Origin of the sequence: Mesorhizobium sp. 8 (assembly GCF_006351905.1) — a bacterium.
Lineage (GTDB): Bacteria > Pseudomonadota > Alphaproteobacteria > Rhizobiales > Rhizobiaceae > Mesorhizobium > Mesorhizobium composti.
Genome location: NZ_CP040914.1, coordinates 2697721 through 2718702 on the forward strand (window position 1 = coordinate 2697721; position 20982 = coordinate 2718702).

The following is a 20982-nucleotide window of genomic DNA, read 5'->3' on the forward strand; positions in this document are numbered from 1 at the left end:
CATTTGTGACAGAACCGATCCCGGTGTTGCCCACTTTAAGCGTTGGAAAGAGCGCTTTCAAAAGGAGCACCAGATGAACGATCCCAAATTCGATCAGCCGGTTTCCGTCTTCGTCGGTCTCGGCTTCCCGCGGGAGGTTTCGACCGTCCTCGATGCCTACGATATCCTGATCGAGTGGAACGGCATCCCCGATCTGGATCACGCCGGCGCCATCGAGGTCTGCCGCAAGGCGCTGAGCGGCAAACGCGACGGCGAGGATGCCCGCAAGGCGTTCGAGGATTTCGCGCTCAACAAGGGCATCCTGGCCGAAGAGGCCTATGACCGCGCCGTCGACAATCTCGCCCATGAATGGTCGATCCCGCGCGCTCACTAGCTCAAAGGAGACGCAACGAAGGCCGGCGCTGATTCGGCCGGCCTTGCAGGGTATGGGAACGCCGATCCGGCGTTCCGCTCACGGCCGGCTGCCGACGATCCTCAGCCACGGCGCCAGGTGGAAGGCGCTCATCAAGAGGTACATCGCCGCCATGCCGCTCAGCGGCGAGGCGTCCTGCGCCATGCAGGCGCCGCTTCCCGACATGATGGAGAACAGCGCCATCGCCGCGAAAGTGGGCGCGGCCGCGAGACCGAGCCAGCCGGCGAGGAAACGGGCGGCGGCATGGCCGCCCGTCTCGTTCGGTGAGGATCCGATACCGCGCACGGCCACCGCTCAGGTCCGCCCGTATTCGTCGTGGCGGCGCCACCAGATGCCCGTCTCGTTGCGCCCCTTCGGCGCGCGGTCGAGCCAGGGATACATGCCCCAGATACCGTCGACGCCGCGCGCATAAGCCGAATAGGTATGATAGATCGCGCCGTCCTCGAGCGCGAAGGCGCTGAGGCCGGGCCGCTCGCGCGTGAAGGTCGCAACGTCCGTTCCCGTCGTCGCCGCGATCTGCTCGACAGGCCCCGCGCCGCCCTTCGTCAGTGGCGGAACCGGCATCGCCGGCTCGCGCCGGTAGTTGTATTCGATGCCGCCGTCGCGCTGCTGCTCCGGCGAGAACCAGACGTTGAAATCGGCGTTGAAGTCGCTGTCGAAGGACGACGCCCAGTCGAAGCTCCAGCCCATCCGCTCGCGATAGGCAAGAAGCTTGGCTAGCGGCGCCCGCGACACCGCCGAAAAGGCGACGTCATGGTTCTCCAGATGAACGACGCTGCCGTTGAAGCCGTCGGCGATGGAGGAGCAGGACGGGCAGCCGGCCGTATAATCCGGTCCGAACATGAAATGATAGATAAGAAGCTGCGAGCGCCCCTTGAACAGGTCCTTCAGCGAGGCAGGCCCATTTGCAGTGTCGAAGGTGTACGGCTTGTCGATGCGCACCCACGGCAGCGCCTGCCGCTGCCCGGCCAGTTCGTCGCTGCGCCGCGTCAGAGCCTTTTCCTCTTCGAGCAGCGCGAGCCGGGCCGCCAGCCACTCCTCGCGCGTTCCGGTGGTGAAATGTGTCATGACCTTTTCCTCTTTTGCTTTCACACGACTTGCCGGTTGGCTGTCATGACGTAGGCTAGGAGCCGGCGCCGGCAGGCGTGAGTAACAAGTGTGACGGGATTCGGCCGGGTGACGAACTAGGATGGACTCGCTGATCACCGCCGCCGCCCGCGCGCTGGCCGCCGGCGACGCCCTCGGCGCCCTGAAGCGGGTCGCCTTGCGCGAGGATGCGGCCGCACTGGCCTTGCGCGGCATCGCCATGGCGCAGCTCGGCGACCTGGAGCGGGCCAGGGGGCTGCTGCGGCGTGCCGCGCGCGCCTTCGGTCCGAAGGAGAAGGTGGCCCGCGCCCGCTGCGTCGTCGCGGAAGCGGAGATCGCGCTCGTCTCGCGCGACGTCGGCTGGATCGGCAATGCGCTCGATCAGGCGGGAGCGGTGCTTCAGGCGCATGGCGACCGGCTGAACGCCGCGCATGCCCGCAATCTGGAGGCCCGCCACCTGCTGCTGATCGGCCGCCTCGACGAGGCCGAGCGCCTCCTTTCCGACAAGGATGCCGCGCCGCTGCCACCGGTTCTGCGCACCGCGCGAGAACTGGTGACGGCCGGCATCGCCATCCGCCGCCTGCATACCGGTGCGGCGCGGGCCGCCATCGCCAATGCGGGCCGCGCGGCGGAGCAAGCCGGCATTCCGGCGTTGGCGGCGGAGGTCGAAAGCGCCGCCCGGCTTCTGGAGGCGCCGGCTGCCCGCCTGATCGCCCGGAAGGAGGAACGGCTTCTTCTGCTCGACGAGGTGGAAACGCTCCTCGCCTCCAATACGCTCGTCGTCGATGCCTGCCGCAACGTCGCCCGCATCGGCCAGACGGTCGTCCCGCTCGCCACCCGCCCGGTGCTTTTTGCGCTCGCCCGCACGCTGGCCGAAGCGTGGCCGGGCGACGTTTCCAGGCAGACGCTCGTTGCGCGCGCCTTCCGTGGCAAGGACGCCGACGAATCGCACCGCGCGCGGCTGAGGGTCGAGATCGGCCGGCTGCGCGGCGCGCTCCATGCGCTGGCGCAGATAACCGCCACCCCGGAAGGTTTTGCACTGGTACCGCAGGAGGCACGGAGTGTCGCGGTACTGGCGCCGCCCGCGGAGGAGCGGCATTCGGCGCTGCTCGCCCTTCTGGCCGACGGCGAGGCGTGGTCGAGCTCGGCGCTGGCCATGGCGCTCGACACCAGCGCGCGTACCGTCCAGCGAGCGCTTGAACAGCTCGCTGAAGAGGGCAAGGTGCACTCCTTCGGCCGTGGCCGCGCGCGCCGCTGGCTGACCCCGCCGGTGCCCGGTTTCCCGACGCTATTGTTACTCCCGGCGCCGCTGCCGAACGCTTAGGGTGCGGCAATCGAAACAGGCTGAACGGAGCAGAGCGATGAAACGGAAAGCAGCCGAGATCATCCGGGAATACGGCCCCTTCCCCGGCGTCGAGGCCATCCACGGCCTCACCTTCGACGGCAGGCATGTCTGGTTCGCTTCCGGCGACAGGCTGAATCGCCTCGACCCTGACGACGGCACGATCGCCCTGTCGATCGAGGTGCCGGCCCACGCCGGAACCGCCTTCGACGGCCGCCATCTCTACCAGATCGCCGAGGACCGCATCCAGAAGGTCGACCCGGCGACGAAAACCGTGCTCGCCACCATTCCCGCTCCGGGCGTAGGCGGCGATTCGGGTCTCGCCTGGGCGGAAGGCTCGCTCTGGGTCGCGCAATATCGCGAAGGAAAGATCCGCCAGGTCGATCCCGAGACGGGCAAGGTGCTGCGCACCATCGAATCGACGCGCTTCGTCACCGGCGTCACCTGGATCGACGGCGAGTTGTGGCACGCTACCTGGGAAGGCGACGAGAGCGGCTTGCGCCATATCGACCCCGACACCGGCAAGGTGCTGGAGGTGCTGGACATGCCCGCCGGCACCGGCATATCGGGCATGGAAGCCGGCGGCGACCGCTTCTTCTGCGGCGGCGGCAGGAGCGGCAAGATACGGGCCGTGCGCCGCCCGCATTGACAAAGCGGGCCGGGATCCATTGGTTGGCGTTCTACCCAAAAGGATGCCGCCATGTCCCGCCTGCCGCTCGCTCCTCGCCCGCAAACGTTCCTCGGCCTGCCCGCCGCGGCGGCGCCTGTGGCAGGCTCGGCGGCGATCTTCGGCGCCGTCCACGGCACGCCCTATGTGTCCGATCCCGTCGAGAGCGCGACAGAAACCGGGCCGGATGCGGTGCGGCGCGCCGTCACCGCCGCCTGCCTCGATGCCGGCCACTGGGATTTCGACTTCGACGGGCCGCTGCTGAACGACGGCGCACTGGAAGCCCTCGATCTCGGCGACGTCGCAACGGTGCATGACGATGCGCCCGGCAACCGCAAGAACATCGAGACCGTCACCGGCGCGGTGCTGGCAGCGGGCGCCACGCCCATCCTGATCGGCGGCGACGATTCCGTCGCCATTCCCTTCATGCGCGCCTTCGACAGGGGCGAGCCGCTGCATCTTCTCCAGATCGACGCCCACATCGACTGGCGCGACGATATCGGCGGCGAAAGGCTCGGCTATTCCAGCACCATCCGCCGCGCCTCGGAGCTTGGCTGCATCGCGTCGATGACCCAGTGCGGCATTCGCGCGGTCGGCAGCGCCCGTCGGCAGGAAGTCGAGGCGGCCCGCGCCTGGGGTTCGCGCATCGTCACCGTCGCGGAGGCGCGCCGGCAGGGCCTGGCGGCGGTCGCCGCCGCGCTGCCGCGCGACAAGCCGCTGCTCATCCACATCGACTGCGACGCCATGGACCCCGGCACCTGTCCGGGCGTCAACGCGCTGTCGCCAGGCGGCTTCACCTTCCCCGAGATGACGGAACTGCTCGGCGCGGCGATGCGGGGCCGGCGGCTGGCCGGCTTCTCCATCGTCGAGTTCCAGCCAAAGGCCGATGTCAACGATATCGCCGCGACCGTCGTCGGCCGCCTCGTCTGCCACGTCCTCGGCCATCTGGCGCGTGCGGCCTGACACGTTACGATTGTGCTGGCGCCGCCGGTGCTTTGGCTGAATACTGGGTGCGGCGGCTCGGCGCACCGGCCATGCCGCCGGTCCGATCGAACCGGGAGGCAATCCATGGCAGACGACAGGCATGAACGCATCCGCCAGCGCGCCCATGCGATCTGGGAGCGCGAAGGTCGCAGGGACGGCGATCACGAACGACACTGGCATCAGGCGGCGGGCGAGATCGACGCCGAGGATGCCGCGGCCGCCAAGCCCGGACGCAAGGCCGCCACGCCGCGCAAGCCTGCCGCCGCCAAGCTCACGACGGCGCCGGCAAAGGCAACTGCGGCGAAGGCGGCAAAGCCTGCCGTTGCAGCGAAACCACGCACGCGCAAGGCCAAGGCCGAGTAGCCGGCCTTACAAGCCTGTCACTCGACGATGACGATGCTGGTGTTGGCAGCGCCGAACGTCTCGACGAGCTGGTAGAAATCGGCCGCCGCGGCCGGATGCAGGCGCACGCAGCCATGCGAGGCCGGCGTGCCCAGCCGCTTGATGTGATTGGTCGCATGCACGGCATAGCCGCCGTGGAAGAAGACCGAATGCGGCATCGGCGCGTTGTCGTATTTGCGCGAATACCACATTTCCTCCAGACGCGTCGGCTTGTAAGAGCCCCTTGGCGTCGCGTGGCCCTTCGCTCCGGTCGAAACCTTCCACTCGAAGGCCGGCCGCCCGTCCACCAGAACCTGCATGCGCTGCTGCGAGATGGACACCTGCGCCACCAGTTTGTTGGCGGCATGCGCCGTGCCGTTGCCCGCGCCGAACAGCATTGCGGTGCCGACACAGGCGATGGCGGCGATATTGATGAGTTTCGTGGAAACGGTAGCGATCATGATGTCCCTCCATGGCCGGACGAGACCGGCGTCAATTCGATGGCGGGCTTATCGGGGCGTCGTGTTTCGATCTGATTTCGCTTAACAGGCATTTTCGTTTCGATATGGTTTCTAATTTATCGCCACAGACAGTTTTCGGAACCGAAACCGCTTCGCTCCCCTCCTGATTCTCCAGGAATCGTCGGTTTCCGGTCAAAGCAAAAAGGAGTTTCCCGCCAAATCACTTTCGCTACGAAACAAAAAACATCGATACCGAAACCAATCTGCAACAAAAGAAACACCGCGCGGCATGAAGCCGATACAGGGGCCGGCCAATCTGGCGACAACGAGAACAGCCGATTGGACCGTCCATGAGCATCTCCTTCAAGGCCGTATCCCGGTTGGCCGGCGCAGGCATCGCCATCGTCGTGGCGGTCGGCGTCGATGCCGTGGCGGCTCATGGCGATGCCATGGCGGCGATGGCCGGCATGACGGCGGGAGAAATCTCGACGCTGCATGCGGCGCTGTTCCTCGCCACGGTCTGGATCGTCTCCAGCCTGCGCATCCACCGTCTCAAGGCCCTCTGGCGGGTTGGCCTCGGGCGGAAGGCTTTGCGCGGCGCCTCCGGCAGCTTGCAGCCGAGAGGACCGAAGGCCCGCGTCGCCGCGGGGGGCTCCGTCGGCGGCGCGGGTGCTTCGGGAAATCCCGGCAGCATACGACGAGCGGGTGACCGGCGTCGCCATGCGGTCTTCGCCAATGACAACGACAATGGCGCGGCGCATCAGTTGCTCGACAATTTCAGGGGTTGACCATGAACAGAAGGAAGTTCGCCGCAGCCGTGCTTTCGACCCTGCTCTACGCGCAGGGCCTGCTCGGCTTTGCCGGCCTCGCCACCGTGCTCATGAAGGAGCACGCCCACGCCGCGACGGCTCCTGTATCGACGGCATCTGCACCCGCGGCCTTGCCGGCGGCGACGCGTTGACGCGGCAGCATGACCGGCATCGCCTCAATCGCTGCCTGTGTCGGCGCTGGCCGCATCGGCGCCCCTGGTGTCGGGCGGATCGAACCGATAGCCGGCGCCGCGTATGGTCGTGATCGCCTCGGTGTCGAGCTTGCGCCTCAGCCTGACGATGCGCGAATCGATCGAGCGATCGAAGGCGTCGGCATTCTCGGCGGGCGCGGCGGCGATGATGTCGTCGCGCGTCAGCACCTTGCGCGGGCTCGACGTGAACAGCCGGAGCAGCGCCACCTGGCCCGGCGAAAGCTGGTCCTCGCTGCCGGAACGGTACATGACCATGGCCGAGCGCAGGTCCACCGTCGCATTCTCCAGCACCACCAGTTCGGATGTGCCGCGGCCGCGCCGCGCCAGGAGGCCGCCGATGCGGGTGGCGAGCTCGCGCACCACCAGCGGGCTTTCGACGACGTCGGCCGCGCCCAGTTCCAGCGCCAGCACCTTGTCCACCAGGTCCCTGGGCCGGCAGATCAGCACGAAATCCGGCCCGCCCTCGCCGCTATGACGCTTGAGAAGGTCGCGCCCCTCGCCCGGGGTCAGGCCGTCGCCGACCACGACGACGTCGACGCGTTCGCCCGCCAGCAGCGCGTCCGCCTGCCAGACCTGCGTGACCTTGCGCACGTCATGGCCGCGCCGCTCCAGGTGGTCGGCGAGATCCTGCGCCACCACCTCCGCCACGCAGACCAGCGCCACCATCGCTCGTGCCATGCGTCACCCCCGAAACCCGCCAACATGAGCCCTAGCAATATGTTTATACCCAATCTACTTTCCCCTGAAAGCGGGAACGAGGCGGCCGTGCGCGCCAGGATCATTATCGTCGAGGACGAGCCGGACCTCAGGGACGCCGTAGCCGAATATCTCACGGCCAACGGCTATGAGGTTGCGACGGCCGAAAATGCCGCCGTGGCCCGGCCGATGCTGGAAAGCGGAAGCTTCCACATCGCGCTGCTCGACATCGCCATGCCGGGCGAGGACGGGCTGTCGCTCGGCCGCTGGCTGCGCTCGAAGATGTCGACCGGCATCATCTACGCCACCGCCGCCGGCGCCCCGCTTGACCGCATCGTCGGGCTGGAACTCGGCGCCGACGACTACATCGTCAAACCATACGAGCTGCGCGAGGTGCTGGCGCGCGTGCGCTCCGTCCTGCGCCGTGTGCCGCAACCTTCGGCGCCCCGGCCGGCCAGGGCCGATGCGGGGCAGGCCCGCCGCTCGATGAGCTTCGGCCCCTTTTCGGCCGACCTCGACGGCCGCCTGGTGACCGGGCCGGGCGGCGCCGTCATCGACCTCGCCCGCAGCGAGTTCGACGTGCTGGAGGTCTTCCTGACGCGGGCCAACCGGGTGCTGACGCGCACGGCGATTTCCGAGGCGATCGGCTTTGCCGAAGACCCCGAATCTTCGCGCGCCGTCGACATCCGCATCATGCGGCTGCGCAAGAAGATCGAGGCCGATCCGGCCAACCCGAAATTCCTGCGGACGGTGCGCGGCGAGGGCTATATTTTCTCGCTGCCGGCCGACGACGGCGCCTGAAGCCGGGGACGGGATCGACCGTTATGGACCGGCCGCTGCGCAGAACCGAAGCGACACTGCCTTCCAGCGGCACCGCGGCGAAGGAAGACAGCCCGGCCGTGGCGGCCGCGCGCATCGCGCGCTGCCTGCGCGAGGCCGACGACTGGCGCCGCGAGATCGGCTCGTTGCTCGAACTCCTGGGGCGTTCCTGCGCCGGCCATCGCGCCATCCTGTTCAGCCTGGAGGACATGCCCGGCCAGGGCCTCACCCAGTCCGTGGCGGCCTACTGGGTCGACGATTCGGTGGCCGGCAACGCCTCGCCTCCCTCGGTCATTCCCCAGGCCGTCGTCCATATGGACCCGCTGCTCGGCAAGGTCGCCCGGGAAGGTCGGCAGGGCAAGATGTTCGCCGGCCTGACCCGAGACATCGAGGGCTTCCTGCGGCGGGATTTCGAGAACCAGCACATCGTCTCCTTCCTGTCCGTGCCGGTGTGGGCCAACGGCACGCCATGGGGCTCCCTCGCCGTCAACGACTGCGTCGAGGAGCGCGCCTGGAGCGACGAGGTGAAGGCGGCGATGGAGATCGTGGCGCTCGCCGTCGGCGACGCGATCGAGCGCCTGCAGTCGGAAGCGCACATCAGCGAGGTGGTCCGGCGCACGATGATCCAGGCCTCGCTCGATGCCATCATCGTCATCGACGAGACCGGCGCCGTCATCGAGTTCAATCCGGCGGCCGAGAAGATGTTTGGCTATCGGCGCAGCGACATCCTCGGCCGCGACCTCCTGCACATGATCGTGCCCGACTATTACCGCAAGGGCTATTCCACCGGTGCCGAATACATGGCCGGGCGCGGCGCGCCGATGATTGGCCAGCGGCTGGAAACGGTGACGCAGAACGCCGCCGGCGAGGTCTTCCCGATCGAACTGACGGCGACCGAGATCAAGGTCGGCGACCGCCGGCTGATCTTCGGCTCCATCCGCGACCTGCGCGAGAAACTGCGCGCCGAGGAGGAAATCCACCGCCAGCGCGAGAAACTGCACCAGAACGAGAAGATGGCGGCGATGGGCTCGCTGCTGGCAGGCGTCTCGCACGAGCTCAACAACCCGCTCGCCGTTGTGGTGGCGCAATCCACCCTGCTGCATGAGTTCGCGCCCGACTCGCCGACCAAGGTGCGCGCCGAAAAGGTGCGCGCGGCGGCGGAGCGCTGCGGCCGCATCGTCAAGAGCTTCCTGTCGATGGTGCGCCTGCATCCGACCGCGCAGGTCGAGACGGACCTGAACCAGGTGGTGCGGGCAGCCCTCGAACTGACCGCCTATGGCGCGCGCTCCAGCGGCATCCTTATCGACACCGACTTCGCGGCCGGCCCGCTGCCGATCATGGTCGATGCCGACCATGTCACGCAGGTGGTCGCCAACTTCCTCATCAACGGCCAGCACGCGCTGGCCGGCGCCAGCGGCGACCGCGTCATCAAGGTGCGCACCTACCGCGCCGCCAACGGAGACGCCGGCTTCTATGTCGAGGACAACGGAGCGGGCATACCCGAGGTGATCCGCCACCGCATCTTCGAATCCTACTTCACCACCAAGCCGGTCGGCGTCGGCACCGGCATCGGCCTGTCGATCTCCAAATCCATCGTCGAGCGCCATGAAGGCCGCGTCTGGTTCGAGGAAGCGAAGCCGCACGGCGCCCGCTTCGTCGTCGAGTTTCCGGCCGTCGCCGGCCTCTCCTCGGGTGCCGGGGACGGCCGCATCCAGTCCTCCGCCATCCGCCACGCCCTCGTCGTCGACGATGAGCCGGATGTCGCCGCCTCGCTGTCGGACATACTGGAACTGATGGGCATCAAGTCGCGCATCGTCGCCGGCTGGCAATCCGTGGTCGAGACGCTGGCCGACCATCAACGGCCCGACATCGTATTTTCCGACCTGCGCATGCCCGGCACCAGCGGCATGGCAGCCTACCGGCAACTGCTTGTCGAACGGCCGCGACTGGCGCGCCGCTTCGTGCTGGTGACCGGCGACCTCGTCGGCGCCCGGGCCGAGATAGAAGCCTTGCCGGCGGGCCAGCGGCCGCAGATCCTCGAAAAACCCTTCTCGACGCTCGACGTGCGCGACGTACTGGCGGCCATCAGCGATCAGGCTTAGAACCATCGACATGATCGAAATGACGCCCGAGCCCGGCTTGATGGCCTAGAATCATTCGGATTCCTAAACTTGTTCAGCCGGTATGGAGAGTTGTTCCACCGTCCCGACGACAAAATCGAAAATGGCGGTGTCTTCCAGCAATGCCATGTCGATAGACCCGCTCCTGAGCCCCTCGAGCAGCTCTTGCTTGAAGGCGGCCGCATCTTGCGGGCTCTCGGCGTCCGCTATGTGCCGAAGGGCATGTTGCAGACAAAGAGCCTGCGTGTTCAGCGCAATGTTCACCAGGTCCAGGCTTACCCCGGTCGGAATTTCCGGTCGCTCGGTCATCTGACTGCCTCCTTCCTGGATTGGGCATAACCGCGCGGCGGCGCCTTTGGTTCCGGCCGGACCAACGCAATAAAAAGCTCCCGCCAAACGGGATGGCGGGAGCAAGTAGCGCCGTGACGGCGCGGGAGGATCACAAAACGCCAGGCCGCCGCGTGCGGACCCGGCTACGATCACACATAGGCTACCGGTTGCCTGCGCGCGGGACCGGCCGGCGGCGGCGTGCAGGCATTCGCTCCTTCCACCGCTTGAGGTCTGATCCTGGCGGGAGAAACCGTCGCAATCCTTGGCAGGCGCGAGGTTTTCGCCGTGGTGTGGGTGCTCACGGCGACGTTGGCCGGCGGATCGAGCGAGGCGAAAGCGGAACCGCTTTCCGGTGCCAGCATCATGCCGGCCAGTGCACCGACGGCGAGCGTCGTGACAAGCGTCATCGGATGGCCGCCGGTCTGCCGGCGCAGTTCCAGGCGACGATAGAACGGCAGGCCGGTCCTGACCGGCCGGGCGGTTTGCAAATGGCGGGAAGAAAGCATGGCAGTCATCGCCACGTCCTTTCGTTTATCTTCATTTCTTGATTGAAACGAAGATAAACGCAGAGCGTAACCGGTCCATGGTGGACGGCCGCGCCCTTGTAACCGCCCGGAAACACGGCGGCGATGCGCGTCCGCACTATCCCGCGGCCTTGCCATGAAAGCCCGCCGGGAGGCGGACATCAGGCGTAGACGATCAGCAGGTCCTTGGCGTCGATCTGGTCGCCGGCGCGCACCAGCACCTCGGCGATGGTGCCGTCGCGCTCGGCATGCAGCGCCGTCTCCATCTTCATCGCCTCGATGGAGAGAAGCACGTCGCCGGCCTTCACCGCCTGCCCGGCCGATACCGAAACGCCGGAGACCACGCCCGGCATCGGCGCGCCGAGATGCGCCTCGTTGCCGGCATCGGCCTTCGCCCGCGCCTTGCCGGCCGAAGCGCCATGCACGCGGTCCGGCACCTTGATGCGGCGCGGCTGGCCGTTCAGCTCGAAGAAGACGGTCATCATCCCCTTCTCGTCGGTGTCGCCCATGGCAAGGCAGCGGATGACCAGCGTCTTGCCCTTCTCGATATCGACGAAGATCTCGTCCTCCGGCTCCATGCCGTAAAAATAGGTCGGCGTCGGCAGCACGCTGACGGGACCGTAGGTTTCCTGCGCGGCGGCGAAGTCGGCGAACACCTTGGGATACATCAGCCAGGAAGCGAACTCCTGCTCTGACAGCGCGCGGCCGACCTTGTCCTCGATCTCCTTGCGGCTCTTCGCCAGGTCCGCCGGCTTGAGCAGCGAACCCGGCCGCGCCGTATAAGGCTTGTCGCCCTTCAGCGCCTTCTTCTGCAGGGCCGCCGGCCAGCCGCCCGGCGACTGGCCGAGATCGCCGCGCAGCATGGAGACGACCGAATCCGGGAAAGCGATGTCCCTGGCCGGATTCTCGACATCGGTGACCGTAAGGTCCTGACTGACCATCATCAGCGCCATGTCGCCCACCACCTTGGACGACGGCGTCACCTTGACGATGTCGCCGAACATGAGATTGACGTCGTGGTATGCCTGCGCCACCTCGTGCCAGCGCGTCTCCAGCCCCAGCGAGCGAGCCTGCTCTTTCAGGTTGGTGAACTGGCCGCCCGGCATCTCGTGCAGATAGACCTCCGATGCCGGCCCCTTCAGGTCGCTCTCGAAGGCGGCATACTGGTTGCGCACGGCTTCCCAGTAGAAGGAGATTTTCCGGATCCAAGCCGGGTCGAGACCGGGATCGCGATCCGTGCCCTTGAGCGCCTCGACGATGGAGCCGAGGCAAGGCTGCGAGGTGTTGCCGGAAAAGGCATCCATGGCGGCGTCGACGGCGTCGACGCCCGCTTCTACGGCGGCCAGCACTGTCGCCGCCGACAGGCCCGAGGTGTCGTGCGTGTGGAAATGGATCGGCAGGTCCGTCGCCTCGCGCAGCGCCTTGAACAGCACCCGCGCCGCACCCGGCTTCAGCAGGCCGGACATGTCCTTGACGGCGATGATATGCGCGCCGGCCGCTTCCAGTTCCTTTGCCAGGCCGACATAGTATTTCAGGTCGTACTTGGCGCGCTGCGGATCGAGGATGTCGCCGGTGTAGCACATCGCCGCCTCGATCAGCTTGCCCTCGGCGCCGACCGCGTCCATGGCGACGCGCATGTTCTCCACCCAGTTCAGGCAGTCGAAGACGCGGAAGAGATCGATGCCGCCGCTTGCCGCCTGCCTGACGAAATGCTGCACCACATTGTCGGGGTAGTTGGTGTAACCGACGCCGTTGGCGCCGCGCAGGAGCATCTGCAACAGGATGTTCGGCGCCTTCTCGCGGATCAGCGCCAGCCGCTCCCACGGGTCCTCGGTGAGGAAGCGCATGGCGACGTCGAAGGTCGCCCCGCCCCAGCATTCCAGCGACAAAAGCTGCGGCAGCGCCCGCGCATAGGTGCCGGCTATTGCCGCGATGTCGTGCGTGCGCACGCGCGTGGCGAGCAGCGACTGGTGGCCGTCGCGCATGGTGGTGTCGGTCACCAGAACACGCTTTTCGGCCCGCATCCACTGGCCGAACTTTTCCGGTCCCAAGGCGTCGAGCCTGTCCTTCGTGCCCTCCGGCACCGGCGCCGTATACCAGGGGATGACGGGCGCGGCGGCATCCGGATTCGGGCGCGGCCGGCCGCGCGTTTCCGGATGGCCGTTGACCGATACATCGGCCAGGTAGTTGAGCAGCTTGGTGGCGCGGTCCTGCCGCTTGACTTGGCTGAACAGTTCCGGCGTCGTGTCGATGAACTTCGTCGTGTAGGAATTGTCGGCGAAGGCCCTGTGGTTGATGATCGCTTCCAGGAAAGTCAGGTTGGTCGCCACGCCGCGGATGCGGAATTCGCGCAGCGCCCGCGTCATACGCGAGATCGCTTCGCGCGGCGTCGGTGCCCAGGCCGTCACCTTCTCCAGCAGCGGATCGTAGTAGCGAGTGATGACGGCGCCCGAATAGGCCGTGCCGCCGTCGAGGCGGATACCGAAGCCGGTGGCGCCGCGATAGGCGGTGATGCGGCCGTAGTCCGGAATGAAATTCTGCTCCGGATCCTCGGTAGTGATGCGGCATTGCAGGGCATGGCCATTGAGCCGGATGTCGTCCTGCGCCGGCACGCCGCTCTCCGCCGTGCCGATGGCGAAGCCGTCGAGGATATGGATCTGCGCCTTGACGATGTCGATGCCGGTGACCTGCTCGGTCACCGTGTGCTCGACCTGGATGCGCGGATTGACCTCGATGAAATAGAACTTGCCGCTGTCGGCATCCATCAGGAATTCGACCGTGCCGGCGCCGATATAGTCGGTCTCGCGGGCGATCTTCAGCGCATGGCCGCACAGTTCCTGCCGCTGCGCGTCGCCGAGATAGGGCGCGGGCGCCCGTTCGACGACCTTCTGGTTGCGGCGCTGGATCGAGCAGTCGCGTTCGTAGAGATGCACGACGTTGCCGTATGTGTCGCCCAGAACCTGCACCTCGACATGGCGCGCGCGCTCGACGAGCTTCTCCAGATAGACCTCGTCCTTGCCGAAGGCGGCCTTCGCCTCGCGCTTGCCTTCGTTGACCTCGCGGGCGAGGTCGGCTTCCGAGCGGATGGCGCGCATGCCCCGTCCGCCGCCGCCCCACGAGGCCTTCAGCATCAGCGGGTAGCCGATCTCCGCCGCGAGCTTCTTGACGGCCTCCATGTCGTCCGGCAGCGGATCGGTCGCCGGCACCACCGGCACGCCGACCTCGACGGCGAGGTTGCGCGCCGCCACCTTGTTGCCGAGCCGCCGCATCGTCTCCGGCTTCGGGCCGATAAAGGTGATGCCGTTGGCCGCGCAGGCCTCGGCGAATTCCGGGCTTTCCGACAAAAGCCCGTAGCCGGGATGGATGGCATCGGCACCCGAGAGCTTCGCCACCCGCATGATCTCGTCGATGGAGAGATAGCTTTCGATCGGCCCCATGTCCTTCGCGAGCCACGGCCCGCGCCCGACCTGATAACTCTCGTCGGCCTTGAAGCGGTGCAGCGAATATTTGTCTTCCTCGGCCCAGATGGCGACGGTCTTGATGCCCAGTTCGCTCGCCGCGCGGAAAACGCGGATGGCGATTTCGGACCGGTTGGCGACGAGGATCTTGCTGATGGCCAAGAACGCGCTCCCGTTGGGGAAGATTTGAAGGGGGCTAATGAATAGCGGGAAAATGCTGCAGTGCAAACAAAATTGCACCCGTCATATTAAATCGATTGAAAGTGAAGGGCGGATCGTCAGTTGCGTGACCAGTACGAAAAAGGCCCGGCACAGAGCGCCGGGCCTCGTTCCAATCGAAGAAAACGGTAGGGCTTACTTCTTCTCGAAGTAGCCGATCTTGCCGTCGTCGCCCTTCTTCCATTCGTAGATGACGTAGTTCCGGCCGGTGGTGTCGCCCTTCTCGTCGAAGCTGATATCACCGATGACCGTCTTCCACGGACCGTCCTTGTGGATGGTCTCGGCAACCTTCACCGGGTCGTTCGTGCCGGCCTTGTTGGCCGCCTCGACCATGACCTGAACAGAGGCATAGGAATAGAGCGTGTAGGCTTCCGGCTCGAAGCCGGAAGCGCGGAACTTCTCCACCACTTCCTTGGCGTTCGGATTGTTGCGCGGGTCGGGCGCGAAGGTGTTCAGCGTGCCGATGACGGCGTCGCCGGCGATGGCGGCGAGCTCGTTCGAGACGATGCCGTCGCCCGAGAACAGCAGCGCCTTGAGGCCCTGGTCGTGCGCCTGGCGGATGATCAGGCCGGCTTCGGTGTGCAGGCCGCCCCAGTAGATCAGGGTGACGCCGGCTTCCTTCATCTTGGCGATGAGGGCCGAGAAGTCCTTGTCGCCGACGTTGACGCCTTCGTACATGACCTCCGGATGGCCGGCGGCTTCCAGCGCCTTCTTGGTTTCGTCGGCGAGACCCTGGCCGTAAGGCGTCTTGTCGTGGATGACCGCGACCTTGGCGTCCTTGAAGTTCTCGGCGATGTACTTGCCGGCGATGCCGCCCTGCTGGTCGTCACGACCGCAGATACGGAAGACGTTGGTCATGCCGCGCTCGGTCACCTGCGGGTTGGTGGCGGCCGGGGTGACCATCAGAAGGCCGTTCTCGGCATAGACCTCAGAGGCCGGAATGGTGACGCCCGAGTTGAAGTGGCCGTCGACGAACTTGACGCCGTCGGCGACGAACTTGTTGGCGACGGAGATGCCCTGCTTCGGATCGGACTGGTCGTCGCCGATCGACAGGACGATCTTCTCGCCGTTCATGCCGCCGGCTGCGTTGAGGTCGGCCACGGCCTGCTCGGCGCCCTTCTGCAACTGCGCGCCGAAGGCGGCGTTCGGGCCGGTGATCGGCGCACCGACGCCGATGAGGACATCGGCCCATGCGCTGCCGCTGAACGCGACCAGCGCGGTCAGGGCCACGGCCGACAAGAGTGATTTCTTCATAGATACGCTCCCATTCAAGGAGTGGGCGTGAATAAAGCCTTCGTGCGATGCCCACCCTTATCGCAGAAAGTGTAGTTTGCCCATTTCAGGGCGGTTGTCACGCCGTTTCGTCCCGAAAACGGCGTCTTGGTGAACGTCAACCTTTCGGTTTCCAGCTCAACAGGGAGGCTCTTTCGTAGAGCCAGTTGTACTGCGTCACCATCTGGTTGGTGCGCGTGTATTGGTAGCCGACGAAGCCGACGATCATCAGCACGATGGTGTCGACGACATAGTATTGCAGCGAGAACATCGTGGCGTCGAACAGCGCATGGTGGATGAAGCGCACCGCGATCCCCAGCCCCAGCATGTAGAAGAACAGCGTGGTGAAGGTGCGCCAAGTCTGGGCGCAGGCCTTGCCCGTCATCCAGGCCGCCCAGCCGCCGAGCAGCACGGTGATGAACAGGAACTGCCAGATCGAGCCTTCTTCGTAGAGAATGCCTTGCATGTCTTAATCTCCCCGGCTCAATGGTGGCCGCCTTCGAGATAGGCCGCGCGCACTTCGGGATTGGCCAGAAGCTCCTTGCCGGTGCCGCTCATGGTGACGTTGCCGTTGACCATGACATAGCCGCGGGTGGCGAGCTTGAGCGCGCCGAAGGCGTTCTGCTCGACCAGGAAGACGGTCAGCCCCTGGCTGCGGTTCAGTTCCTTGATGGCGTCGAAAATCTGCTTGACGATCAGCGGGGCGAGGCCGAGCGACGGCTCGTCGAGCAGAAGCAGTTTCGGCCGTGCCATCAGCGCGCGACCGATCGACAGCATCTGCTGCTCGCCGCCCGACAGCGTGCCGCCGCGCTGGCCGATGCGCTCCTTCAGGCGCGGGAACAGCGCGAACACCTTCTCGACGTCCTCGTCGTAATATTTGAGGTTGTCGAGATTGGCGCCCATCTGGAGATTTTCCATCACCGTCATGCGCGGGAAGATGCGCCGGCCTTCCGGCGACTGCGCGATGCGCAGGCGTGCGATCTCGTGCGTCGGCAGCATGGTGATGTCGGTGCCGGCGAAGGTGATGGTGCCCCGGCGCGCGCGCGGTGCGCCGAAGATGGTCATCATCAGCGTCGACTTGCCGGCGCCGTTGGCGCCGATCAGCGCCACCACTTCGCCTTCGTTGACGGAGACGTTGACGCCGTTCAGCGCCTTGATGTTGCCGTAGTAGGTCTCGACGCCCCTGATGTCGAGCAGCGGTGCGCCGGCCATTATTTACGCCCTCCACGCTTGCTGGCGGCACTTTTGGCCGCGCCGGCCTTGGCGGCCTGTTTTGCCAGAGCCTTGGCCTGGCCGATCCAGTCCTCGCGGGCGATGCGCCCGTCGAAGGCCAGATAGGCCTCGACCGCTTCGATGTCGGCCTTCTTCCAGGCGGCGATCTGGTCGAAATGGAAGATGCCGTGCTCGTTGAGCTTCTTCTTGTTGACCGGGCCGATGCCCTTGATCACCAGAAGGTCGTCCTCGCGGCCGCCGCGCGGCGCGGCGAGCCGGTTCGACACGCCGGCAGGTTTCTTGGCGGGCGCCGCCGGCTTTGCAGCGTCCGGCTTTGCTGTGGTCGATTTCGCAGTAGCCGATCCGGCAGCCGCAGGCTTGCCGGCGGTGGCCTTCGGGGTTGCGGCCTTCGGCGTAGCTGCCGCGCGCGAGGACGCCTTGGCGGACGAGGCCGGCGCGGACTTGGCCGATGCCTTGGCTTCGGATGTCTTGCCCTGTGCCTTGCCGGCAGTGCTCCTGGCGGGAGTCGATGCCTTGGCGCCCGTCCCGACCCGTGCTGCTCTGGACGCGCCCTTCGACACCGTCACCCGCTCGCCCTCGTCGCCGTGCTCGACCGAGTCGGACACCGGCCCGGCCAGCATCGAGGCCGAGCTTTGCGGGCCATGGTCCGGGCCGGGGCCGGTGTCGAGCTGCTCGATCACCTCCTCGTCGCCGACTTCCGTCAGCACAGTCTCGACCTCTTCGTCATCGACGCCGAGATAGGCGGCAATGACCTTCGGGTCGGTGCGCACCGCTTCGGGGTCGCCGTCGGAGATCTTGCGGCCGTATTCCAGCACCACGACGTGGTCGGAAATCTGCATGACCACCGACATGTCGTGCTCGATCAGCAGGATCGACGTGCCGGTGTTGTCCTTGATGTCCATCAGCAGCGTGTTGAGCGCCAACGATTCCTTCGGATTGAGACCGGCCGCCGGCTCGTCGAGGCACAGAAGCTCCGGTCCCGTGCACATGGCGCGCGCGATCTCCAGCCTTCGCTGCGCGCCGTAAGGCAGGTCGCCGGCCGGATCGTCGGCGCGGTCGGTCAGGTCGGCCTTATCCAGCCAGTGCTTGGCAAGCTCGATCGACTCGGCCGAGGCCTGCCGATAGCTGGAAAAGCCGAACAGGCCGAGGAACGTGTAGCCGGAGGCCTTCATCAGCTTGTTGTGCTGCGCCACCAGAAGGTTCTCCAGCACGGTCATGCCGGAGAACAGGCGGATGTTCTGGAAGGTGCGCGCCACCTTGGCGCGTGCCGGGATCTCGTGGTTCGGCAGCCGCTCCAGCAAGTAGGTGGAGCCGTCGCGGCGGGCGAGCGTGATCATGCCCTCGGTCGGCTTGTAGAAGCCGGTGATGCAGTTGAACACCGTCGTCTTGCCGGCCCCGTTGGGGCCGATCAGCGCGGTGATTTCGCCGCGCCGGGCCTGGAACGACAGGTCGCCGATCGCCACCAGGCCGCCGAACTTCATCGACAGGTGTTCGACGTTGAGGATGGTGTCGGTCATGGACGTATTCGCGCTCGCGTTCATCAGCCGTGACCTTCCTTGGTGAAGGAGGTGGACACGGCTTTTCGTTCCTTCAGGAAGGCGGTCGGTTCACGCGATCCGACGAAGCCGCGCGGCTTCCATATCATGACGATGACCATGGCCATGCCGAACAGCAGCATGCGGTAGAGCTCGGGCGTGAAGTCCGGCCCGAAGACCGCTTTCAGGAACTGCAGTTCGCGCAGGATCTCGGTGCCGCCGATCATCACCGCCGCCGCCACCGCGATGCCGCCGAGCGAGCCCATGCCGCCCAGCACGACGATGGCGAGCACGATCGCCGATTCCAGGAAGACAAAGGATTCCGGCGACACGAAGCCCTGGCGGGCGGCGAAGAAGGAGCCGGCGAAGCCGCCGAACATGGCGCCTGTGGCGAAGGCCGTCAGCTTGGTCGTGGTGGTGTTGATGCCGAGCGAGCGGCAGGCAATCTCGTCCTCGCGCAGCGCTTCCCAGGCGCGTCCGACCGGCAGCCGGCGCAGCCGGATGGTGACGAAGGCGGTGAGCAGGCAAAGCAGCAGGATGAGATAGTAGAGGAAAATCTTGTAGTAGACGCCCGACGTCGCCAGCCCCAGCACCTTGGCGATGTAGTTCGGGTCCGAGACGTTGAACGACATCAGCCCGAAGAACGACACCTTCGGAATGCCGGAGATGCCGGCCGAGCCGTTGGTGACCTCGCGCCAGTTGATCAGCACGAGGCGGATGATCTCACCGAAGGCCAGCGTCACGATGGCGAGGTAGTCGCCGCGCAGGCGCAACACCGGGAAGCCGAGGATAACGCCCCACATGGCGGCCATGATGCCGGCGCAGGGCAAAAGGATCCAGAACGACAGCCCGTAATGCGAGGCGAGCAGCGCATAGGAATAGGCACCCACCGCATAGAAGGCGACGTAGCCGAGGTCGAGCAGGCCGGCCAGGCCGACGACGATGTTCAGGCCCCAGGCCAGCATCACGTAGATGAGGATCTGGATGCCGAAATTATCGACCCATTTCAGCGAGCCTTGAAGGCCGAACGCCATAACCGAGACGATCGGGAACAGGAACAGGATAACGATGCCGATCTTGTTGGAGTTGCGGCGGATGAAGCCCGGCTCGCTGACGACGACGGGCGCCTTGGCGCGCTCGGCCTTGGCCCGCGCCATCGCCGGCGCGATGAAGCCGACATAGAGGAAACGGCCGAGCATGGTCAGCGCGACCACCGCGGCCAGCAGGCCCCAGCGCGGCTCGAGAACGAGTTCGTTGCGGATGTTCTGGTCGGTCTTGAGGCCGATCAGAAGAACGAACATGCCGAACGAGATGACGCCGGCGAAGAGGGACTCGCGCACGGCCCGCGCGAGGGGATTTGCGGCGGGGCGCGAAGCGGAAACGGTGACGGCCATCAGCTCAGACCTTTTCGACTTCGGGCCGGCCGAGGATGCCGGAGGGCAGGAAGATCAGCACGATGGCCAGGATCGAGAAGGCGGCGACGTCCTTGTAGTCGATGGAGAAATAGGCCGACCACATGCTCTCGATGAAGCCGATCAGAAGCCCGCCGATGACGGCGCCCGGCAGCGAGCCGATGCCACCCAGCACCGCGGCCGTGAATGCTTTCACGCCCGGCACGAAGCCATCCGAGAAGGATACGACGCCATAATACATCAGGAACAGCGTGCCGGCGACGGCGGCAAGTGCTGCACCCATGATGAAGGTCAGCGAGACGGTGCGGTCGACGTCGATGCCGAGAAGGGCCGCCATCTTCTGGTCCTGCTCGCAGGCGCGTTGCGCGCGCCCCAGCGGCGTTCGGTTGACGACGTACCAGAAGATCGCCAGCAGCACCGCGGTGACGAGCACGATGATGATCTGCTTCAGCGACACGCTGACGCCGCCGATGTTGTAGACCTGGCTGACCATCGGCGGGATCGGCTTGTTGCGCGGGCCCTGCGTGACCTGGACGAAGTTGGACAGGGCGATCGACATGCCGATCGCGGTGATCAGGGGCGCCAGCCGGAAGGAGCCGCGCAAGGGCCGGTAGGCGACCTTCTCGATCACCCAGTTGTAGAGGCCGGAAAGCAGCATCGCCACGATCATCATGACCAGCAGCGCGACCACAACGGGGACCGAGTAGAACATCGCCGTCAGGATCAGGAACACGATGAGGGCAATGAAGGCGCCCACCATGAACAGATCGCCATGGGCGAAGTTGATCATGCCGATGATGCCGTAGACCATCGTATAGCCGATCGCGATCAGCCCATAGATCGATCCCAGCGTCAGCCCGTTGATAAGCTGCTGGATGAAATACTGCATGGTAAGAAGGCTCCCCTTGAGCGTCGCCGCCAGGGCGCGCCCTTTTTTGGTATTTCCCCTAGTCCTAAGGGTTCAGGACCGGATTGCAACGTGATTTTTCATTCGCCGACACGACCTTGCA

Annotated in this window: 22 protein-coding genes; 9 read left to right on the forward strand and 13 right to left on the reverse strand. The window is 66.0% G+C overall.

Annotated elements, in window-relative coordinates; all coding sequences use genetic code 11:
- Positions 1–73 precede the first annotated feature (73 nt).
- The gene (locus FGU64_RS13130) at positions 74–373 is read left to right on the forward strand and encodes a DUF982 domain-containing protein (RefSeq protein ID WP_139953644.1); all 300 of its coding nucleotides are present in this window, start codon (positions 74–76) and stop codon (positions 371–373) included.
- 78 nt (positions 374–451) lie between these two features.
- Here FGU64_RS13130 and FGU64_RS13135 read toward each other — a convergent pair whose 3' ends face one another.
- Positions 452–697, reverse strand: coding sequence for a hypothetical protein (locus tag FGU64_RS13135; RefSeq protein ID WP_139953645.1), 246 nt, complete (start codon positions 695–697; stop codon positions 452–454).
- 9 nt (positions 698–706) lie between these two features.
- A complete protein-coding gene (locus FGU64_RS13140) occupies positions 707–1480 on the reverse strand; it encodes a thioredoxin family protein (protein ID WP_139953646.1) in 774 nt (257 codons plus the stop codon).
- A 121-nt stretch (positions 1481–1601) separates the two neighbouring features.
- On the opposite strand from FGU64_RS13140, the gene FGU64_RS13145 reads away from it, so the two are divergent.
- The 4 genes from FGU64_RS13145 (at position 1602) to FGU64_RS13160 (ending at position 4854) form a co-directional block, all read left to right on the forward strand.
- Positions 1602–2822 (forward strand): helix-turn-helix domain-containing protein, encoded by a 1221-nt coding sequence (locus FGU64_RS13145; RefSeq protein WP_139953647.1) that lies wholly within the window; start codon positions 1602–1604, stop codon positions 2820–2822.
- A gap of 37 nt (positions 2823–2859) precedes the next feature.
- Positions 2860–3489 carry a glutamine cyclotransferase gene (locus tag FGU64_RS13150; RefSeq protein WP_139953648.1) on the forward strand — a complete coding sequence of 210 codons (630 nt, stop codon included), beginning with the start codon at positions 2860–2862 and terminating at the stop codon, positions 3487–3489.
- A gap of 51 nt (positions 3490–3540) precedes the next feature.
- On the forward strand, positions 3541–4470 hold the full coding sequence (locus FGU64_RS13155) for an arginase family protein (protein ID WP_139953649.1): 930 nt from the start codon (positions 3541–3543) through the stop codon (positions 4468–4470).
- Positions 4471–4575: 105 nt separating this feature from the next.
- On the forward strand, positions 4576–4854 hold the full coding sequence (locus FGU64_RS13160) for a DUF2934 domain-containing protein (RefSeq protein WP_139953650.1): 279 nt from the start codon (positions 4576–4578) through the stop codon (positions 4852–4854).
- Between the two features lie 17 nt (positions 4855–4871).
- Here the strand turns inward: FGU64_RS13160 and FGU64_RS13165 are convergent, their stop codons facing one another.
- On the reverse strand, positions 4872–5333 hold the full coding sequence (locus tag FGU64_RS13165) for a L,D-transpeptidase (RefSeq protein ID WP_139953651.1): 462 nt from the start codon (positions 5331–5333) through the stop codon (positions 4872–4874).
- Positions 5334–5683: 350 nt separating this feature from the next.
- Between FGU64_RS13165 and FGU64_RS23550 the strand changes: the two genes are divergently transcribed.
- Together FGU64_RS23550 and FGU64_RS23310 are read left to right on the forward strand one after the other, a co-directional pair.
- A complete protein-coding gene (locus tag FGU64_RS23550; RefSeq protein ID WP_246671112.1) occupies positions 5684–6121 on the forward strand; it encodes a hypothetical protein in 438 nt (145 codons plus the stop codon).
- 2 nt (positions 6122–6123) lie between these two features.
- Positions 6124–6294 (forward strand): hypothetical protein, encoded by a 171-nt coding sequence (locus tag FGU64_RS23310; RefSeq protein ID WP_180375526.1) that lies wholly within the window; start codon positions 6124–6126, stop codon positions 6292–6294.
- 24 nt (positions 6295–6318) lie between these two features.
- On the opposite strand, the gene FGU64_RS13175 is transcribed toward FGU64_RS23310, so the two are convergent.
- Positions 6319–7032, reverse strand: a complete 714-nt coding sequence (locus FGU64_RS13175; protein ID WP_139953652.1) for a winged helix-turn-helix domain-containing protein — start codon at positions 7030–7032, stop codon at positions 6319–6321.
- A gap of 87 nt (positions 7033–7119) precedes the next feature.
- Between FGU64_RS13175 and FGU64_RS13180 the strand changes: the two genes are divergently transcribed.
- Together FGU64_RS13180 and FGU64_RS13185 are read left to right on the forward strand one after the other, a co-directional pair.
- The gene (locus FGU64_RS13180; protein ID WP_246671113.1) at positions 7120–7851 is read left to right on the forward strand and encodes a response regulator transcription factor; all 732 of its coding nucleotides are present in this window, start codon (positions 7120–7122) and stop codon (positions 7849–7851) included.
- Positions 7852–7874: 23 nt separating this feature from the next.
- Entirely contained in the window at positions 7875–9971 is a 2097-nt protein-coding gene (locus FGU64_RS13185; RefSeq protein WP_180375527.1) for a PAS domain S-box protein, read from the forward strand.
- A gap of 63 nt (positions 9972–10034) precedes the next feature.
- Here the strand turns inward: FGU64_RS13185 and FGU64_RS13190 are convergent, their stop codons facing one another.
- The 9 genes from FGU64_RS13190 to FGU64_RS13230 all read right to left on the reverse strand — a co-directional run bounded on the left by FGU64_RS13190 (position 10035) and on the right by FGU64_RS13230 (position 20861).
- The gene (locus FGU64_RS13190; RefSeq protein WP_136356863.1) at positions 10035–10298 is read right to left on the reverse strand and encodes a hypothetical protein; all 264 of its coding nucleotides are present in this window, start codon (positions 10296–10298) and stop codon (positions 10035–10037) included.
- 170 nt (positions 10299–10468) lie between these two features.
- Complete coding sequence (locus FGU64_RS13195; protein WP_139953654.1) at positions 10469–10834, reverse strand: YtxH domain-containing protein; 366 nt, start codon at positions 10832–10834, stop codon at positions 10469–10471.
- Positions 10835–11004: 170 nt separating this feature from the next.
- Positions 11005–14463, reverse strand: coding sequence for a pyruvate carboxylase (pyc, locus tag FGU64_RS13200; protein WP_139953655.1), 3459 nt, complete (start codon positions 14461–14463; stop codon positions 11005–11007).
- Between the two features lie 192 nt (positions 14464–14655).
- On the reverse strand, positions 14656–15774 hold the full coding sequence (locus FGU64_RS13205; RefSeq protein ID WP_136356856.1) for a branched-chain amino acid ABC transporter substrate-binding protein: 1119 nt from the start codon (positions 15772–15774) through the stop codon (positions 14656–14658).
- A 136-nt stretch (positions 15775–15910) separates the two neighbouring features.
- Positions 15911–16258, reverse strand: a complete 348-nt coding sequence (locus tag FGU64_RS13210; protein WP_136356854.1) for a DUF6867 family protein — start codon at positions 16256–16258, stop codon at positions 15911–15913.
- A gap of 17 nt (positions 16259–16275) precedes the next feature.
- Positions 16276–17004 carry an ABC transporter ATP-binding protein gene (locus FGU64_RS13215; RefSeq protein WP_136356852.1) on the reverse strand — a complete coding sequence of 243 codons (729 nt, stop codon included), beginning with the start codon at positions 17002–17004 and terminating at the stop codon, positions 16276–16278.
- Positions 17004–18566 carry an ATP-binding cassette domain-containing protein gene (locus FGU64_RS13220; RefSeq protein WP_139953656.1) on the reverse strand — a complete coding sequence of 521 codons (1563 nt, stop codon included), beginning with the start codon at positions 18564–18566 and terminating at the stop codon, positions 17004–17006. Before FGU64_RS13220 ends, FGU64_RS13215 begins: the two co-directional genes overlap by 1 nt.
- Positions 18566–19954: a high-affinity branched-chain amino acid ABC transporter permease LivM gene (gene livM, locus FGU64_RS13225; protein WP_139953657.1), complete on the reverse strand. Its 1389-nt coding sequence runs from the start codon at positions 19952–19954 to the stop codon at positions 18566–18568. Before livM ends, FGU64_RS13220 begins: the two co-directional genes overlap by 1 nt.
- Positions 19955–19958: 4 nt before the next feature.
- Entirely contained in the window at positions 19959–20861 is a 903-nt protein-coding gene (locus FGU64_RS13230) for a branched-chain amino acid ABC transporter permease LivH (protein ID WP_136356846.1), read from the reverse strand.
- Between the last annotated feature and the right edge of the window lie 121 nt (positions 20862–20982).

What these genes read in the sequence shown, in the direction of transcription:
- FGU64_RS13145 (WP_139953647.1), top strand. Translation starts at nt 1,602, where the DNA reads ATGGACTCGCTGATCACCGCCGCCGCCCGCGCGCTGGCCGCCGGCGAC.
- FGU64_RS13140 (WP_139953646.1), bottom strand. Translation starts at nt 1,480, where the DNA reads ATGACACATTTCACCACCGGAACGCGCGAGGAGTGGCTGGCGGCCCGG.
- FGU64_RS13130 (WP_139953644.1), top strand. Translation starts at nt 74, where the DNA reads ATGAACGATCCCAAATTCGATCAGCCGGTTTCCGTCTTCGTCGGTCTC.
- FGU64_RS13215 (WP_136356852.1), bottom strand. Translation starts at nt 17,004, where the DNA reads ATGGCCGGCGCACCGCTGCTCGACATCAGGGGCGTCGAGACCTACTAC.
- FGU64_RS13150 (WP_139953648.1), top strand. Translation starts at nt 2,860, where the DNA reads ATGAAACGGAAAGCAGCCGAGATCATCCGGGAATACGGCCCCTTCCCC.
- livM (WP_139953657.1), bottom strand. Translation starts at nt 19,954, where the DNA reads ATGGCCGTCACCGTTTCCGCTTCGCGCCCCGCCGCAAATCCCCTCGCG.
- FGU64_RS23310 (WP_180375526.1), top strand. Translation starts at nt 6,124, where the DNA reads ATGAACAGAAGGAAGTTCGCCGCAGCCGTGCTTTCGACCCTGCTCTAC.
- FGU64_RS13190 (WP_136356863.1), bottom strand. Translation starts at nt 10,298, where the DNA reads ATGACCGAGCGACCGGAAATTCCGACCGGGGTAAGCCTGGACCTGGTG.
- FGU64_RS13230 (WP_136356846.1), bottom strand. Translation starts at nt 20,861, where the DNA reads ATGCAGTATTTCATCCAGCAGCTTATCAACGGGCTGACGCTGGGATCG.
- FGU64_RS13185 (WP_180375527.1), top strand. Translation starts at nt 7,875, where the DNA reads ATGGACCGGCCGCTGCGCAGAACCGAAGCGACACTGCCTTCCAGCGGC.
- FGU64_RS13160 (WP_139953650.1), top strand. Translation starts at nt 4,576, where the DNA reads ATGGCAGACGACAGGCATGAACGCATCCGCCAGCGCGCCCATGCGATC.
- FGU64_RS13195 (WP_139953654.1), bottom strand. Translation starts at nt 10,834, where the DNA reads ATGACTGCCATGCTTTCTTCCCGCCATTTGCAAACCGCCCGGCCGGTC.
- FGU64_RS13220 (WP_139953656.1), bottom strand. Translation starts at nt 18,566, where the DNA reads ATGAACGCGAGCGCGAATACGTCCATGACCGACACCATCCTCAACGTC.
- FGU64_RS23550 (WP_246671112.1), top strand. Translation starts at nt 5,684, where the DNA reads ATGAGCATCTCCTTCAAGGCCGTATCCCGGTTGGCCGGCGCAGGCATC.
- FGU64_RS13205 (WP_136356856.1), bottom strand. Translation starts at nt 15,774, where the DNA reads ATGAAGAAATCACTCTTGTCGGCCGTGGCCCTGACCGCGCTGGTCGCG.
- FGU64_RS13155 (WP_139953649.1), top strand. Translation starts at nt 3,541, where the DNA reads ATGTCCCGCCTGCCGCTCGCTCCTCGCCCGCAAACGTTCCTCGGCCTG.
- FGU64_RS13175 (WP_139953652.1), bottom strand. Translation starts at nt 7,032, where the DNA reads ATGGCACGAGCGATGGTGGCGCTGGTCTGCGTGGCGGAGGTGGTGGCG.
- FGU64_RS13165 (WP_139953651.1), bottom strand. Translation starts at nt 5,333, where the DNA reads ATGATCGCTACCGTTTCCACGAAACTCATCAATATCGCCGCCATCGCC.
- FGU64_RS13210 (WP_136356854.1), bottom strand. Translation starts at nt 16,258, where the DNA reads ATGCAAGGCATTCTCTACGAAGAAGGCTCGATCTGGCAGTTCCTGTTC.